This window comes from Streptacidiphilus albus JL83 (assembly GCF_000744705.1).
Classification (GTDB): Bacteria; Actinomycetota; Actinomycetes; order Streptomycetales; family Streptomycetaceae; genus Streptacidiphilus; species Streptacidiphilus albus.
In genome coordinates, this window is the sequence record NZ_JQML01000001.1 from 2,874,383 (window position 1) to 2,891,088 (window position 16,706).

At 72.6% G+C, this 16,706-nt stretch carries 12 protein-coding genes; 8 read left to right on the forward strand and 4 right to left on the reverse strand.

Going from position 1 to position 16,706, the window contains the following annotated elements:
- Positions 1-525: 525 nt before the first annotated feature.
- The 7 genes from BS75_RS12480 (at position 526) to BS75_RS12510 (ending at position 8,370) form a co-directional block, all read left to right on the forward strand.
- A complete protein-coding gene (locus tag BS75_RS12480) occupies positions 526-1,722 on the forward strand; it encodes a hypothetical protein (RefSeq protein WP_034088276.1) in 1,197 nt (398 codons plus the stop codon).
- Positions 1,719-2,594 carry a WecB/TagA/CpsF family glycosyltransferase gene (locus tag BS75_RS12485; protein ID WP_231607752.1) on the forward strand — a complete coding sequence of 292 codons (876 nt, stop codon included), beginning with the start codon at positions 1,719-1,721 and terminating at the stop codon, positions 2,592-2,594. The genes BS75_RS12480 and BS75_RS12485 overlap by 4 nt, the downstream gene beginning before the upstream one ends.
- Positions 2,594-3,850: a nucleotide sugar dehydrogenase gene (locus BS75_RS12490; RefSeq protein WP_034088277.1), complete on the forward strand. Its 1,257-nt coding sequence runs from the start codon at positions 2,594-2,596 to the stop codon at positions 3,848-3,850. Before BS75_RS12485 ends, BS75_RS12490 begins: the two co-directional genes overlap by 1 nt.
- A gap of 3 nt (positions 3,851-3,853) precedes the next feature.
- Complete coding sequence (wecB, locus tag BS75_RS12495) at positions 3,854-4,981, forward strand: non-hydrolyzing UDP-N-acetylglucosamine 2-epimerase (protein ID WP_231607753.1); 1,128 nt, start codon at positions 3,854-3,856, stop codon at positions 4,979-4,981.
- A 151-nt stretch (positions 4,982-5,132) separates the two neighbouring features.
- On the forward strand, positions 5,133-5,969 hold the full coding sequence (locus BS75_RS12500) for a Wzz/FepE/Etk N-terminal domain-containing protein (RefSeq protein ID WP_052069372.1): 837 nt from the start codon (positions 5,133-5,135) through the stop codon (positions 5,967-5,969).
- A complete protein-coding gene (locus tag BS75_RS12505; RefSeq protein ID WP_231607754.1) occupies positions 5,966-7,534 on the forward strand; it encodes an oligosaccharide flippase family protein in 1,569 nt (522 codons plus the stop codon). The genes BS75_RS12500 and BS75_RS12505 overlap by 4 nt, the downstream gene beginning before the upstream one ends.
- Before the next feature lie 17 nt (positions 7,535-7,551).
- Positions 7,552-8,370 (forward strand): glycosyltransferase family 2 protein, encoded by an 819-nt coding sequence (locus BS75_RS12510; RefSeq protein ID WP_034088279.1) that lies wholly within the window; start codon positions 7,552-7,554, stop codon positions 8,368-8,370.
- 15 nt (positions 8,371-8,385) lie between these two features.
- On the opposite strand, the gene BS75_RS12515 is transcribed toward BS75_RS12510, so the two are convergent.
- Both BS75_RS12515 and BS75_RS12520 read right to left on the reverse strand, forming a co-directional pair.
- Entirely contained in the window at positions 8,386-9,324 is a 939-nt protein-coding gene (locus BS75_RS12515) for a glycosyltransferase (RefSeq protein ID WP_034088280.1), read from the reverse strand.
- A gap of 4 nt (positions 9,325-9,328) precedes the next feature.
- Positions 9,329-11,338, reverse strand: a complete 2,010-nt coding sequence (locus BS75_RS12520) for an O-antigen ligase family protein (protein ID WP_034088281.1) — start codon at positions 11,336-11,338, stop codon at positions 9,329-9,331.
- Between the two features lie 92 nt (positions 11,339-11,430).
- On the opposite strand from BS75_RS12520, the gene BS75_RS12525 reads away from it, so the two are divergent.
- Positions 11,431-12,171, forward strand: coding sequence for a hypothetical protein (locus BS75_RS12525; protein ID WP_174515021.1), 741 nt, complete (start codon positions 11,431-11,433; stop codon positions 12,169-12,171).
- Here BS75_RS12525 and BS75_RS12530 read toward each other — a convergent pair.
- Both BS75_RS12530 and BS75_RS12535 read right to left on the reverse strand, forming a co-directional pair.
- Positions 12,090-13,136, reverse strand: a complete 1,047-nt coding sequence (locus BS75_RS12530; RefSeq protein ID WP_034088282.1) for a glycosyltransferase family 2 protein — start codon at positions 13,134-13,136, stop codon at positions 12,090-12,092. The two genes, BS75_RS12525 and BS75_RS12530, sit on opposite strands and share 82 nt — an antisense overlap.
- 124 nt (positions 13,137-13,260) lie before the next feature.
- Positions 13,261-16,653: a DUF4082 domain-containing protein gene (locus tag BS75_RS12535; protein ID WP_231607755.1), complete on the reverse strand. Its 3,393-nt coding sequence runs from the start codon at positions 16,651-16,653 to the stop codon at positions 13,261-13,263.
- Positions 16,654-16,706 lie beyond the last annotated feature (53 nt).

Sequence of the window (16,706 nt, forward strand, 5' to 3'; positions counted from 1 at the left end):
GCCCCTTCCGGCGGCGGTGCACTGGTGGTGACACTGACCATATGCCGGATGCACCGTCAGATTCCCTCGATGACGCACTGGTTGATCATCCGCGCCGCAGTTGGCCGGATGACGGTGCGTCATCGGGCCGAAACCGTCCGGCAGCAACGAAGGTTTTCCCAAAACGTCGATCCACGGCCATCCACGGACTTATCGTGTGTCTGTACGCTTCACGCTGGGCACAGCAACAGACAACTGCCCCGACCGGCACCAAGGTCGAGCACAACCGGCAGTTGCAGCAGGGGGGTTGTACCCATCCGGGGACACCGGTGGCAGCGGGACCGGAGGGGAGACCGGGTCCGACCGCCATCGTTCCGCCGTGCCCGCAGCCGACCCGCTCGCGGTCGTGCACCGCTGCGGCATCCCGGCGACCGAACGTCCTTCGCGCAGCCCCTCTTCGCCGACGCTCCCGACCCGTCCCACCGTGCGTGCCCCGGGCGCGCACGTGTCAGGCTCCGTCATGTCCACGACCTCGGTGAAGGTTTGATGACCACCACACGAATGCAGGCGCTCGCCCGCGACGACCTGCCGCTCCACGCGCTCGCGACCCGGCTGCTGGCCGTCGCCGAGGCCGGTCTTCCGGCGATGTACCGGCCGGAGGACGAGGCCTTCGCCTTCACCCTGGCCGGCAGCCGGGCCCCGGACGGCTCCTGGCGGCTGGAGCGGCGCGGCACCAGCACCCGGTACGCCGCGATCACCGTGCTCGGCGCCCGCTACCTGCCGGAGCCCCGCCAGCGGGCGGTGCTCGGCGGCCACAGCGCCGAGGAGTTCACCAGCCTGCTGGTACAGCGGCTGCCGGAGGTGGCCAACCTGGGCGACGCGGCGCTGATCGCCTGGGCCGCCGCCGAGACCGGTCACCCCAAGCTGGCCGACGCCCTGGCCCGGACGGCCGCGCTGGACGCGGACGGAGGTCCCCGCTACACCGTTGAGGCCGCCTGGGTGCTGTCCGCCCTCGCCGCCGCCCGGCACTCCGAGGCCGGCGGCACGGAGCTGGAGCGACGGCTGAGCACGGCCCGGGACCGGCTGCTCCGGGCCAGGAACGCCGGCAGTCCGCTCTTTCCGCACGCCACCGGGCCCGGCCTGGTCCCCTGGTACCGGGCGCACGTGGCCTGCTTCGCCGACCAGACCTATCCGCTCCAGGCCCTCGCCAGGACCCATGCGAGCGCCGACGGGCCCGGCGGCGACCCGGAGGCCCTGGCTGCGGCCGACGCCTGCGCGAAGCGGATCTGCGAGCTCCAGGGCGAGGGCGGCCAGTGGTGGTGGCACTACGACGCCCGGCCGGGCCGGCTCGTGGAGGGCTACCCGGTCTACAGCGTGCACCAGCACGCGATGGCGCCGACCGCGCTGTTCGACCTGGCCGACGCCGGCGGCGCCGACTTCTCCGCCGAGATCCGGCGCGGACTGCGGTGGATGACCGAGGTGCCGGAGCTGGCCGTCGGCTCCCCCGGCGGCACGCCGTCCGAGCCGATGATCCTCGACGACCTGGGCGTCACCTGGCGCAAGGTCCACCGGGGCGACCCGCGCAAGGCGGTCCGCGCCGGGCAGGGGCTGGCCTCGCTGGCGCGGCCGGGACGGCGGCTGGCGCTGCTGGACCGGCTGTACCGCCCCGCCTCGGTGGACCGGGAGTGCCGACCGTACGAGTTCGGCTGGATGCTGCACGCCTGGCTCGGAGGTGCGCAATGACCGACCTGTCCTTACCGGGCCAGTCGATACCGGAGCAGTCGATGCCGGAGCAGTCGTTACCGGTCGCGCGCCGGAGCCTCTTCGGGGTCGAACTGGACCCGCTGACCATGGACCAGACCGTGGAGCGCTGCCTGGCGGCGGTGCGCTCGGGCGAGCAGCTGGAGATCGGCGTGGTCAACGCCGCCAAGCTGGTGAACATGCGGCGCGACCCGGGGTTGGCCGAGGCGGTGTCCGGCTGCGACCTGGTGCTGGCCGACGGGCAGGCCGTGGTCTGGGCCGCCCGGGTGCTGCGCACCCCGCTGCCGGAGCGGGTGGCCGGCATCGACCTCTTCCTCCGGCTGCTGGCCGAGGCCGAGCGCGGCGGAATCCCGGTCTACCTGCTGGGCGCCGAGCAGTCGGTGCTGGACCTGATGCTCGAACAGACCGCGCTGAGCTTTCCCGACCTGCTCGTGGCCGGGAGCCGCAACGGCTACTTCGAGGACGCCGAACAGGGCGCGATCGCCGACGCGATCGCGGACAGCGGAGCCCAGTTGCTGTTCCTCGGGATGACCTCGCCCAAGAAGGAGATCTTCACCGCGGGCTACGGCCGGCGCAGCGGCGTCCGGGTCGTCCACGGCGTCGGCGGCTCCTTCGACATCCTGGCCGGCGTCACCCGGCGGGCCCCCGCCTCCTGGCAGCGGCTGGGCCTGGAGTGGCTCTACCGCGCGCTGCAGGAGCCGCGCCGACTCGGGCGCCGCTACCTCACCACCAACGTCCGCTTCCTGCTGATGACCGCCCGCGAGCTGGTGCACCGCACCCCGCCGCCGGTCCGCAGCCAGCCCCGGCAACCCGCTCCACCGTCAACCGGATCCGTGCACAGGAAGAGGCAGTGATGCGCGTCGTCGTCGTGGGACAGGGCTATGTGGGCCTGCCGCTGGCCATCAGGGCCGCCGAGGTCGGACACGAGGTGGTCGGCTACGACGTGGACTCCCGGCGGGTCAAGTCGCTCGCCGCCGGGGAGTCGTACGTCGAGGACGTCTCGGCGGAGCGGATCCGGGCGGCGCTGGCCGACGGCAGCTACCGCCCGACCGACCGGGCCCGGGACTGCGGCGGTTTCGACACCGCCGTGGTGACCGTGCCGACGCCGCTGCGCGAGGGGCTGCCGGACCTCAGCTACATCGAGGAGTCGGCCCGCACCCTGGCCCGCTACCTGCGTCCCGGGGCCACGGTGGTGCTGGAGTCGACCACCTATCCCGGCACCACCCAGGAGCTGTTCGCCCCACTGCTGGAGAACGGCTCCGGGCTCACCGCAGGCCGTGACTTCCACCTCGGCTACAGCCCGGAGCGGATCGACCCGGGCAACGCGGTCTGGGGCTTCCAGCAGACGCCCAAGGTGGTCTCCGGGGTGGACCCGGAGTCGCTCCGCGCCGTCCAGGAGTTCTACGACGGGCTGGTGGACACCACGGTGCCGGTCCGGTCCCCCAAGGAGGCCGAGCTGGCCAAGCTGCTGGAGAACACCTTCCGGCACGTCAACATCGCCCTGGTGAACGAGATCGCGATGTTCGCCCGGCACCTGGGCATCGACGTCTGGGAGGCGATCGACGCGGCCTCCAGCAAGCCCTTCGGCTTCATGCGGTTCACCCCGGGACCGGGCGTCGGCGGCCACTGCCTGCCGATCGACCCCTCCTACCTGTCCTGGCGGGTCCAGCGCGAACTGGGCCAGAACTTCCGCTTCGTGGAGCTGGCCAACGACATCAACAACCACATGCCGGAGTACGTGGCGCGGCGGCTGGCCGACGCCTTCAACGAGCGCCGCCGCTCGGTGAACGGCTCCCGGGTGCTGCTGCTCGGGCTGGCCTACAAGAAGAACACCGGCGACGCCCGGGAGTCGCCGGCGCTGCGGGTGGCCCGGCTGCTGCTCGACATGGGCGCCGAAGTCAGGGCGGTCGACCCGCACGTGGTCGAGCACGCGCCGGTCGACTCCCGGGTGTGCCGGGTCGAGGCGAGCCCGGAGGAGCTGGCGGCGGCGGACGCGGTGGTGCTGCTCACCGACCACGACTCCTTCGACTACGACGAGGTGCTGGCGCACTCCCGCTACGTCCTGGACTGCCGGCGCCGGATCGCCGGCCCCACGGTGGAGGTGCTCTGAGCCGTGGCGACGACGAACACGACCATGACGCGGATCGTCTGCGTGGCCGGGGCCCGGCCCAACTACATGAAGATCAAGCCGGTGATGGACGCGCTGGAGCGGCGGGGCGCGGAGGTGCTGCTGGTCCACACCGGGCAGCACTACGACGAGTCGATGAACGGGGTCTTCTTCCGGGACCTCGGGCTCCGCCCGCCGGACCACTTCCTCGGCGTCGGCTCCGGCAGCCACGCCGAGCAGACCGGCCGGGTGATGACCGCGTTCGAGCCGCTGCTGGCGCGGCTCGCCCCGGACGCGGTGGTGGTCGTCGGCGACATCAACTCCACCCTGGCCTGCGCCCTGGTCACGGCGAAGGCGGGGCCGCTGCTGGCGCATGTCGAGGCCGGGCTGCGCAGTCGCGACTGGGGCATGCCGGAGGAGGTGAACCGGGTCGCCACCGACCGGGTCAGCGACTACCTGCTGGCCTCCTCCCCGGACGCGGCGGACAACCTCCGCGCCGAGGGCTACCGCGCGGACCAGGTCCACCTGGTCGGCAACGTCATGATCGACACCCTGTTCGCCAACCTGGAGCGGGCCCGGCAGTCGGACGTCCTCCGGCGGTACGGACTCACCCGGGGCGGCTACGGACTGGTGACCCTGCACCGGCCGGCCAATGTCGACGACCCCGGGGTGCTGGCCGGGCTGCTGAAGGCGCTCGGGGTGATCGCCGAGCACTGTCCGCTGCTGCTGCCGGTGCACCCCCGGGCGGCCGGGCGGCTGACCGAGCTCGGCGTCCCCGGCGGGCTGCGGCTGGTCCCGCCGGCCGGCTACCTGGACTTCATCGCGCTCCAGGACGCCGCCCGGATCGTCCTCACCGACTCCGGCGGGGTCCAGGAGGAGACCACCGCGCTCGGCGTCCCCTGCGTCACCCTGCGGGACAACACCGAGCGCCCGATCACGGTGGAGCAGGGCACCAACGTCCTGGCCGGCCGCGATCCGGAGCGGATCACCGCGACCGTGGCCCGGGTGCTGGAGCACCCGCCCGCGCCGCGCAGACCGGCGCTGTGGGACGGCAGGGCGAGCGAGCGGATCGCGGACGTGCTGCTGACCGGCGGCGGCGCGGCGACCCGCCCCCGGCCCACCGACCTGATCTGAACCCTCGATCCTGATTCGGCTGACGGCCGCTCCGGCACAACCTATGCTCGATCTTGGCTCATGCGTTCGCTCCTGAGTCAGGGTCAGATGACGGCGACGTCGCGACCGCTGCGGCGCGACACTCACAATGCGGGCCTCGAAGGGGAGCACCATGGATCTCGCGGAGATCTTCCGGGTGATGCGCAGGCGGTGGTACGTACTGCTGCCGGGACTGCTGCTCACCGCCGCACTCGCGGCCGGCGTCCTGGTCGCGGACCCGACGAAGTACCAGTCCCAGGCCACCGTGGAACTGCTCAACTCGCAGAAGGCCACCGTCTCCTTCGACGGGAACCCGTTCCTCAGCACCCAGGTCGCGCTGACCTCGATGGCCGACACCCTCTCCCGCGACCTCAACTCGGACGCCTCGGTCGCCGCGCTCAAGTCCCAGGGTCTGACCGGCACTTCCAATGCCATGATCGCGGACAATGCCGAGGCGCCGCTGCTGTGGCTGACCGTCACCGGCACCAACAGCGCGGAGGTGCTCAAGTCCGACCGGATCATGGCCGGTTACGCGGCGCAGCGGCTGCAGCAGCTGCAGCAGCAGCTGTCGGTGAACCCCGACGCGATGATCCGGATGATGACCATCGTGCCGCCGCAGGCGCCGGCCGCGCAGACCAAGACCAAGATCGAGTACATGGCACTGGCCGGGGTGCTGGGCCTGGCGCTCACCCTGGCCGGCTGCTTCTACGCGGAGGCCCGCACCCGGCCCCGGGTGCTGCCGGAGTCCATGGCCGTCGAGAACTCGGCGGCGGGCGGGGCCGACGGCGACGGCGACCTCGGCGACGAGGGCCCCGATCCCGACGGCCTCGATCCCGACGGCCTCGACGCCGATGGTCTGGACGCCGAGGCGGCCGCCGACGAGACCGTCCAGCTCGCGGTGCTGCCCGCCACCGCCGCGGGGACGCACCGGGCCGCCGGGGCCGCCGCCGAGTCGCTCTGGCTCTCGTGACCCTCGCGCCCCCGGGCCCCGGAGCCGAGGAGGACCCGGCTCCGGACCACGACGCAGCCTCGGCCTCCGCCACGGCCACTGCCACCGCCGTGCCCGCCTCCCTCGGCACCAAGGTGCGCTCGGCCGCCCGCTGGAGCCTGATCAACACCGTGGTGATGCGGCTGGGCAACTTCGCCACCGGCATCATCCTCGCCCGGTACGTGCTCGGCCCGGCGGCCTGGGGCGTCTACGGGATGGCGCAGACCGTGCTGCTGGTGCTGCTGTCCGCCAACGAACTGGGCGTGGGCCTGGCCATCGTCCGCTGGGACGGCGACCCCCGGCGCTTCGCGCCGACCGTGCTGACCCTGAGCACCCTCTCCAGCAGCCTGCTCTACGCCGTGCTCTTCGCCGTCGCCCCGGCCGTGGCCGGGCTGCTGGGAACCCCGAGCGCGGCCGGGGTGCTCCGGGTGATGTGCCTGTGCGTGGTGCTGGACGGGCTGTCGCAGGTGCCGGCCGGCTTCCTCACCCGGGAGTTCGCCCAGGGGCGACGGATGGTGATCGACGCCGTCAACTTCGCGCTGAGCACCGGGATCACGCTGGCGCTGGCGTTCCGCGGCTGGGGCCCGATGAGCTTCGCCTGGGGCTCGGTGGCGGGCAATGTCGCCGCGCTGATCGGCTGCTGCCTGGCTGCGCCGGGGACGCTGCGCTTCGGCTGGAACGCCGAGCAGGCACGGGCGCTGCTGCGGTTCGGGCTGCCGCTGGCCGGGGCCAGCCTGCTGGCGCTGGGCGTGGTCAACGTCGACACCATGGTGGTCGGCGCCACCCTGGGCAAGGTCGAACTCGGCTTCTACGTCCTGGCGTTCAATATGTCAGGCTGGCCGGTGCGGATCATCTCGGAGGCGGCGAGACGGGTCTCCTTCGCCGGCTTCTCCCGGTTGGCGGACTCCCCGCAGGCGCTGGCCGCCGGCTTCTCCCGGGCGCTGGGCGTGCTGGTCACCGGCACCGTCCCGCTCTGTGTGCTGCTGGCCGGGCTGGCCGCGCCGGTGGTCCAGCTGGTCTACGGCTCGGAGTGGCTTCCGGCCGCCAGGGCGCTGCCCTGGCTGATGGCGCTGGGCCTGGTCCGGATCGGCTGCGAGCTCTCCTACGACTGCCTGGTGGCCTGCGGACAGCGCCGACTGCTGATCATCGCCCAGGGCGTGTGGCTGGGCGCGCTGATCCCGGTGCTGATCGTCGCCGCCCGGACCCGCGGCATCGTCGGGGTGTCCGAGGGCCATGTCCTGGTCGCGGCCGGGATCGTGGTCCCGGTCTTCCTGCTGGGACTGCACCGGGGCGGCATCGGCCCCGCCGCCGTGGCCCGCGCCTGCGCCTGGCCGTTCCTCGGCGGGGCGGTGATGGCGGCCGGGATCTGGGGCCTGGAGCACGCCCTCGGCACCGGCCGTCCCGCACTGCTCGCGGTCGCGGCGGCGGTCACCCTCGCCTACCTGGTCTGCGTGCTCCCCAGCCGCGGCTTCCTGCTGGGCCGCCCCGCCCGGCCCGGACGCCACCGGGCGGCCGCCCGCCCCCTGCCGACCCCGGTCGACCGGTAACCGAAGGAGAGTGGACGATGCGTCAGATCACCCGGCTGCCCTGGGACCTGCTCAAGGAGACCTTCGGCTGGCTGGTCCTCTACGAGGCCCGCAACAAGGTCGCGCTGGCCTCCTCCGCCCGGCGGCTGCACCGGTTCGAACGGGCGGAGGTCGCGCGGCTGGCGGCGACCCTGCCGACGCCGCGCCACGCCGCCCCCTCCGCCCTGGTGGCCACGGTGATCGCCACCCACCGGCGGCCCGAGTCACTGCTGGCCGCGGTGCGGTCGGCGCTGGCCCAGACCATCACCGACCAGGTGGTCATGGTCGTCGACGACGGCGCGGGACTGCCCGCGCTCCCCGACGACCCGAGGCTGTTCGCCGTCTCGCTCTCCCGCAACACGGGTGTCGCCGGGGTGGTCCGCAATGTCGGGATCGGACTCACCCGCTCCCGCTTCGTGGCCTTCCTGGACGACGACAACCTCTGGGAACCGGACCACCTCCAGCAGGCGCTGACCGCGCTGGTGCCGTTCGGCCCCGAGGGCGTCTACACCGCGCTGCGCCGGGTGCTGCCCGACGGCAGCGAGAAGGACGTGCTCTCCGTCCCCTTCGACCGCCGCCGCGCAGCCCGCGAGGCCTTCCTCGACACCAACGCCTTCGTCGCCCGCCGCAACCGCGACCTCCACTTCAGCCGCCTCCGCCGCACGCCCGAGGTGCTGCCGCGCGAGGACTGGGAGCTGATCCACCGCTACAGCCGCCGCCACCCGGTGGTCCACCTCCCGGTCGCCACCGTCCGCTACCTGGTCAACCCCGACAGCTACTACAGCGCCTGGGACCGACCGCCCGCGCCGACCGGGTAGCCGGGCCGGACCGGCTCACGGTCCGGGGGTGGCCCGGAGGGCGGCGTTGCTGAGGAGGGCGGCGGCCGCCGCGCGGCTCGGGGCCCGGCCGAGGGCGGCCCGGCTGGCCTCGCGCAGCAGCACCGCGGCGCGGAAGGCGGTGGAGGCGAGGCCGCCGTGGCGGCGGCGGTGCAGCCGGACCCGGTTGAGCACCAGCAGCGTCCACAGCCGGGGCGATACCTGGGAGTCGCCGCCCAGGTGCTCGGCCGAGGCCGTGGGCTGGAGCCGGGTGGCGAAGCCGAGGTCCCGGGCCCGGAGGCAGTACTCGGTCTCCTCGGAGTAGAGGAAGTAGGACTCGTCCCAGCGCCCGCAGGCGTCCAGGCACTCGCGGGAGAGCAGCATCAGCGCGCCGGAGGCCCAGTCGGCGCGGGTCCGGCGGGTGTAGGCGGCCGGGTCGGTGATCAGTTCGCCCAGCGCCGGGAAGCGCCCGGCCCGGCGGTTGCCGATGACCGCCTCGCCGAGCGCCCGGACCACGCTGGGCTCCCGGCGCAGCGAGGGCATCCTGGTCCCGTCGGCCTCGTACAGCAGCGGGACGGCGATGCCGACCCGGTCGCCGTCGGGCAGCTGCTCGCCGAGGGTGTCGACCAGGGCCGCCGCGCAGCCGGGGTGCAGCCGGATGTCGGGGTTGCAGATCAGCACCGCGCGGACGTCCGGTCCCGCGGCGTCGAGGGCGGCGTTGATCGCGGCGGAGTAGCCGGCGTTGCGGCCGGTCTGCACCAGGGTCGCGTCGGGGGCCTGCTCCCGCAGGAGGGCCACGGTCTCGTCGGCGGAGTCGTTGTCGGCGACGACGAGCCGCCAGTCGTCGACTCCGGCCAGGCCCTCCTCCAGCGAGGCCAGGAAGCCGGGGAGGACCCGGGAGCTGTTCCAGGTGACGGCGATGACGGCCACGGTGGTCGGCTTGGGTGAGGTTGGCATCGGTTCAGTTCTCCACGAGTTGGGGGACGGGGTGGCGGCGGACGGGCGCGGGCAGGGCGGTCGCCGCCTCCGCGTCGGCACGGACGAAGGCGAGGTAGCGGCCGCCGGCGCCGAGGGTGAGGAAGAACATCCCGGCGAACATGGCGAAGCTCAGCGAGTCGAAGGTGGCGCTGATCACCAGGGCGACCAGCGCCGAGGCGAAGAACGCCTGCCCCAGCTCCCGGTCGGACTCGGTGCGGGCCAACCGCCGGATCGCACCGCCCTGGTGGATGCCGGTCAGGTAGAGCGTCAGCAGGGCGACCAGCCCGAAGGCGCCCATCTCGGCGGCGGAGAGCATGTACTGGTTGTCGGTGAAGAAGTAGAGGTCCGGCGTGAAGGTCCCGAACCCCCGTCCGAACAGCGGCCGTTCGGTGAGGTACGGGAGGATCTCGGAGTACTTCACGGTCCGGGCCTGGGTGCTGCTGTCCGAGTTGGAGAGGAAGGAGGAGAAGAGGTTGATGATGGTGCCGATCAGCCCGGGGATGACCATCTTCAGGGCTCCGACCGAGGCGATGACCACGCCGATCGCGGTCCACCGCCGCTGCGGCCGCCAGCGGAGCACCATCACGGCCAGCACCAGCGCGATGCCGATGATGGAAGTCCGGGAGACGGTCAGCGGCAGTGCGCCGCCCATGATCACCACCGGCCCCCAGCGGCGGACCAGGTGCAGGTGCCGGCGGACCGGGTCGAAGGCCTGCTGGATGGCGAAGGGCAGCAGGATGGACAGCATCCCGCCGAACTCCAGCGGCTGCGCCGTGGTCGAGCGGGGCCGGGTGAACGAGCCCCGGTCCATCGCCGAGATACCGGTGGTGCTGGCGTGCAGGCCGGGGATGTTGATGGAGTCGGCGATGTTGGTGGAGGTGAAGAAGTCGTAGTAGCCGAGCGCGGCGACCACCGTGGCCATCACGATCAGCCGGCGCATCAGCGTGTCCAGCCGGGCCCGGTCCTGGATCCCGGCCGAGGTCAGCACCACCAGGCCGACCCAGGCCAGCAGCCCGATCAGCCCCCGGTCGGCGCCCATCACCTCCTCGTGCGAGCTGGAGCGCAGCGCGTCGGCGACATAGGAGCAGAGCACCGCGCCGGTCAGCACGCACATCGCCAGCCTCGGCCCGCGGGTGCCGGCCGCCGGGACGATCCGGTCGCAGAACCAGGTCGCCAGGTACCACATCAGTCCGAGCAGCGCGAAGACGTTGGCCGGGGTGCCGACCCCGCCGAGCGCCGGCAGCGCCAGGTCGGAGGGGATGAACAGGGCCAGCGCCAGGTAGACGGTGAGCACGGTGGTGGCGTCCACCGGGTGGCCGAGGAGCCGGCCGGCGGCCCGGCGGACCGGCCAGGGGTTGATCCGCGCCCCCTGGAACGGCCGCCTGCGTCGTGCCAGCACCACGCTCTCGGTGACGAAGGAGAGCAGCAGCCCGCCGGTGGCGCCGAGGATGACCACCCCGGCCACGAACTGGTACTTGCTCTTGGACTGGGTGACCGGCGCCTGCGGCAGCACCACCGGCGCGGTGGTCACCATGTAGGCGGCCGGCACGCCCGCCTGCTGCTGGAGGGCCGCGAGTTGGGATCCGGCGAAGGCGGTGATGGTGCTGGTCTCGTGGAGCACCTTGTCCCGGTCGGGGCCGGTGACGGTGAGCGTGATCAGCGGGCCCGAGGCGTCGGCGGCGAAGCCGACGGTGTAGGCGTCGGTGACGCCCAGCCCCTGCAGCGCCTCGGCCGAGTCGCCGGACTCCACGGTGCGGATCAACAGGTCGGCAGTGACCACCAGCGAGCCGCCGGCGTTGGAGATCGGGTTGCCGTAGGTCGGGGCGAGCTCGGCCACGGCCGAGGAGTCGAGCAGCGAGACCGAGCTGGTCGACTGGTAGACCGGCGGCACGTGGACGTACAGGTAGCCGCCGGCCAGCAGCCCCAGCAGGGTCAGCGGCACCATCAGGTACCAGCGCCGGCGCAGCACGGCCAGAATCTCACTGATGGTCATGTCCGGCCCCCTGCAACGGAGTCGGTGCTGCGTGAATCGGTGGCAGCGGCCGGAGCGCCCTGACAGTATCGGTGCTGACGGAAGGATGTCCCTTGTCGCCCGGTGAGTTCCTTCGTGTGCTGATCCGCCGCTGGTACCTGCTGGTGCTGGCGCTGCTGCTGGCCCTGGGCGGCGCCTACCACGTGCTGCGGCCGACCCGGCTGTACCTCAGCTCGGCGGTGATCGTGCTCAAGCCGCCGGTGACCGGTGGACAGCCGAACCAACTGGCCAACCTCCAGCCGACGCTGGCCACGGTCTCGGTCGCGGTGCTGCAGCAGATGCAGTCGCCCTCCGGCCTGGCCGAGCTGCACGCCGCCGGGGTGCACGGGACGTACGGGCTGCTGCCGAGGAACAGCGGGACCAGCGCCACCCCGCAGTACCTGATCCCCTCGGTGCAGGTGCAGTCCGAGCTGACCGACCCGGCCTCGGCGAACCGGGTGGCGCAGGAGCTGATCGCCGTCTACACCCGGCACGTGGCGGACCTCCAGGCGGCCGAGGGCGTGCCCCTCGCCTCCCGGATGAGCGTGGACGTGCTGGTGGCGCCGAGCGCGGCCGAGGTCTTCGGCACCAAGAGCCGGGGGCTGGCCGGGGTCGGCCTGCTGGGCCTGGTCGGCGGGGTGCTCGCGGCACTGTGGACCGACCGCTGGGCCCTGGCCCGGCAGCGCCGACGCGCGGCGCGGGGCGCGGCGGACGGCGGGACGGACGGCGGCGGTCACAGGCCGCGCCGCTTCCAGGACTCCCACCACAGCCACTCGCGTCCGCGCTCGGCCACGGCCGAGAGCACCAGCGGCTGAAGGTAGGGCATGGCCCGGGCGCCGATCCGCTGCCGCAGCCGCAGCGCCCGGTACTCGGGCAGCGCCGCGAAGCCCGGCAGGCAGTCCTCGGCGAAGGCGACCAGCTCGTCCACCGGGACGACCCCGGTGCGGCCCCGGTCGTAGGCGCGGTAGGCGCGGCGCAGCGCGAACCGGGCCAGCCTGGTGTGCACCACGGTCGCCAGCCGCTCCGCCTCCGGCAGCTGGTCGGCGCACTTGACCAGCACCGACTCGAAGGCGGCCCGGCGCTGCCTGAGGTCGTCCAGCTGGCCGCCGAAGTCGGTGGTGGACATGTTGTTGCCGTGCACCCGGTAGTACGCCTGGTCGGCGCCCCGGACATGGCCGACGTCGGCGTGGGCGGCGAGCCGCATCCACATCTCGATGTCGCCGGCGTGCGGGAGGGCCGGATCGTAGCCGCCGACGGCCCGCTGGAGGCTGGTGCGGACCACCACCTCGGGCGAGGTGATGCAGCCGGTGCCCTCGCGGAACCGGCGCTCCAGCCACCAGTGCCCCGGGTAGACGGCCGAGCCGGTGCCGGTGGTGCGGGCCCTGGGCAGCGGTCCGCCGTGCTGGAACCGCAGCGGCCGGCCGTAGGCGAAGCCGACCTCCGGATGGGCGTCCAGCAGCGCGGCGGCGCGCACCAGCGCCCCGGGGACCAGCCGGTCGTCGGCGGAGAGCAGCGCGACGTAGTCGGTGTCGGCCCACTCCAGCAGGCCCTCGTTGTAGGTGGCGATGTGCCCCTGGTTCCGTTCGTGGACCCGGACCTCGATCCGGGGGTCGGCGGCGGCCAGTTTCCCGGCGACCTCGGCCGAGTCGTCGGGCGAGGCGTCGTCGATGATCAGGACCCGGACGTCGAGCCCGGGTTGCTCGTCGAGGATGCTGTGCACGCAGTCGGCGAGGAAGTGGCCGTACTTGTAGCAGGGGACAACGACACTGAGGGAGCTCATCGGCAGGCGGCCTATCCCCGGTCGGCCTCGGGGGGAGGCGGCCCGGCGCGGGGCCGGATCGCCTCCCCCGGGCCGCACCGGCAGGTGCGGGTGGATGCGGTGGTCAGGGCGGGTCGACGCCGGGTCAGTCCAGGATGTTCTCCGATCCGGAGGGCGACGGCTTCGGCACCGGCTTGCCCTGCTTCGCCGACTGCGTCTCCGCACTGCCGCCGGCACCGGCCGAGGCGGAGGGCGAGGGCGACGCGGCGGCCGAGGCGCTGGGGGTGAACAGCGGGCCGACCCAGTAGTTGTCGTTGCCGTAGCTCCCGGTCGGGAAGGCCGAAGCACCGTAGCTGTAGAGGCCGTTGGCCGATCCGGTGGCATCGGCCAGGGCGGTCAGCGGGTAGTTCTCGAACGCCTGGCCGAAGTAGCCGGAGTTGTAGGCGTAGTTGCCGTTCGGCGCATGGTACGAGACCACGTAGGGCGTGTTCGCGGCGATGGTCACCGGGGTGGCGAAGGTCAGCGTCTGCCAGCCGGAGGCGGTCTCCTTGGTGAAGGTGCCGGTGGCCAGCAGGGTGCCGCCGTTGCTCCACAGGCTGCCGGTGTGGGTGCCGGTGTTGCCCGTGCCCTTGTAGAAGGTGACGCCGGTGACCTGGCCGGCCACCGCGGACTGGAACCGGGTGCCGAGCTCGACCGAGTTGGGATCAGTGGTCTCGTCGGTCACCGTCGGCGTGGTGCCGCCGCTCCACAGCCCGCAGGGGCAGTTGAGCGTCGGCGGGGTGGGGCTGGTGGTGAAGGTCCAGGTGACCGGGGCGGTCATGGCGTTGCCCCAGAGGTCGGTGGCCGACACCGAGGCGGTGTAGGTGGTGTTCAGCGCCAGGTCGCTGGAGGGGGTGAAGGTCACCGAGTCGCCGGTGCCCGGGGCCGCCGTGCCGGGCACGGCGTGGCCTGAGGAGTCGGTGAGGGTGAAGGCCAGCGTGCTGCTGTCGATCTCCTCGTTGAAGGTCGCCGACACCGGCGCCGCGATGGAGACCCCGGTCGCCCCGGAGCCCGGGGTGGTCGTGGTGACCGAGGGCGGGGTGGTCGAGGCGGTGGCGGTGGTCAGCACCGCGTCCACCCAGTAGTTGGCCCCGTTGGAGGTGGAGGTGGGGAACCCGCCCCCGGCGCCGTAGCGGTAGACGCCGTTGTCGCCGTCGGCGCCCTCCTGGAGCGCGGTCAGCGGGGCCAGTCCGGCGCCGCTCCTGGCGAAGTAGCCGGCGTCGTAGGAGTAGTCGCCGCCGGGCGCGTAGTAGCCGGCCACGTAGACGGTGTTGGCCTTGACCGGGACCGGCGTGGCGAAGTCCATCTCCTGCCAGCCGGAGGCGGTCTCGTTGGTGAAGGTGCCGGTGGCCAGCAGGGTGCCGGAGCTGGTCCACAGGCTGCCGGTGTGGGTGCCGGTGTTCCCGGCCGACTTGTAGAAGCGGATGCCGGTGATGGTGCCGGGCACCGAGCTCTCGATCTTGACGCCCACCTCGATCGCGTTGGCGTCCCCGCTGTTGACCGTGCCGGGCACGGCCGAGGCCGGGAAGACCGTGCACGGGCACTGCTGGGCGCCGACGGTGACCGGGACGGTGGCGGTCGCGCCGACGTTGGCGCTGTCGTCCTCGGCCCGGACCTCGATCCTCGCCGCACCGGTGCTGGTCGGGGTCCAGCTGTAGCTCCAGGTCCCCAGGCCGGTGGCCGGGTTCCAGGTGGTCCCGCCGTCGGTGGAGACCTCGACCCGGGCCACCACGGCGCCGGTCGCGGCGGTGGCGGTGCCGGTGATGGTCACCGGCTGCTGGGCCGGGACGGTCGAACCGGCCAGCGGGGCGCGGACGGTGACCGTCGGCCCGGTGGTGACCGCGGACTGGGTCGCCGCCACCAGGCCCGACTGGATGGTCTGCGGCTGGACGCCCATGTCGGCCAGGATGTTGACGGTGGCCTGCTGCATGTCCGGGTCGGCCGTCACCACCTCGTCGGCCGGGTCGGCGGCCGGGACGTTGGTCAGCCCCCAGGACCACTGGACCGTGCCGGTGCCGAAGACCAGGGCGTTCGAGGTCGGGTCGCGGAACTCGACCAGGTTGTTGGTCGCGGTGCCGGTGCCGTAGGTGTTGCCGTAGTCCAGCCGGACGTACTCGCCCGAGGTGATGTTCACGGTGGTCGAGGAGAGGTCGATCTCACCGCTGGGTCTGGTGGAGTCGTTGAGGTCGCTGTCCCACTCGTAGCCGAGCGTCCCGGCCGGGAAGGTCGCGGTCTGCGTCGGGCCGAGCTTGGCGACCGAGGTGTTCCGCCAGATCCGCAGACCGGCATAGGTCCCGGGGACGGTGAGCGCGTCGTTGCGGTTGCCGTTCATGATGAACAGCGAGCCGGTGAGGATGTTCTCCGCCTCCAGTGGCTGCCCGTAGGCGGCACTGCCCGGGTCCAGGAAGGCGCCGGTCCACACCCCCGTCGGATCGGCCACGCCGTCCGGCGGCGTCTGTTCCAGCTTGGTCATCTTGTAGCAGACCAGGGTCCGGTCGGTGGTCGAGGTGCCGTCGATGCTGGCGGCGAACCTGGTCTCCCAGGAGACCTCGTTGCCGCTGAAGAAGGCCTCGTTCACCCCGGCCCTGCGGGCGTTGAGGACATTGGTGAACTGGCTCTGGGTCCAGTACTCGTCGTGGCCGGAGGACATGAAGATCTTGTGGCTGGTCAGGTCGGCCGGTCTGGTCGAGACGTCCGCCCCGGACAGGTAGCTGACGTCGTAGCCGTTCTCCTCCAGCCAGGAGATCATCTCGAACTCCGAACCGAAGATCCCGTTGGCGCCGCCGATGTCCAGCGGGCGGTTGTAGCTGACCGCGTAGGCCCGCCCGTCGGGCGCGGGGCCGTTGCCCTGGTAGAGGTCCTGGCCGCCCCACATGTTGTAGGCCTGCCAGGTCTCGTCGTCGGTCTGGACCACGATGTTCGAGGTGCTGGCGTCGTCCCTGACCACGAACGGGTAGGGCATCACCCCGTTGCCGTCGGTCTGGTCGAGCTCGGCGATGTAGAGGCCGGAGACCGCGTCGGCGGGCACCTGCCAGGTCGCGGTGACCGGCCAGTTGCCGCAGTCGACCAGCCCGGTGCTCGCCTGGGTGTCGCAGGCCAGCGCCTTGCCGTTGGCGACGCCGTCGGTGGTGCCGTTGTCGGCCGGGGCTCCCGGCTTGCCGGTGGTGGTGAAGTTCGCCGGATAGGTGACCGCCGCCTGGGCCGCGGTGGACCACAGCCGCGCGCCGTCACCGCCGTAGTAGCCGAGCCGGTAGATCTCGATGGTGTACGGGATCGGCGACTGCACCTTGAAGCTGACGGTGTCGCCGGCCTGGTAGCTCTCCTGGTCGGTGAAGCCCTCGACGGTGCCGTAGGCGTTGGCCGAGAACCAGTCCGACATCGGCGTGCCGGGCTTGGAGTTCTCACAGACGATGGGGTTGCTGCCCGCCCCGCAGGGGTCGCTCGCCGCGTGGGCGGAGCCGGACAGCGGCAGTGCGGCGAACAGCAGAGTGGCGACCACGGAGAACAACCATCCCCGTAGCAATCTTCCTCTGTTCCTCATAGTGACCTTCT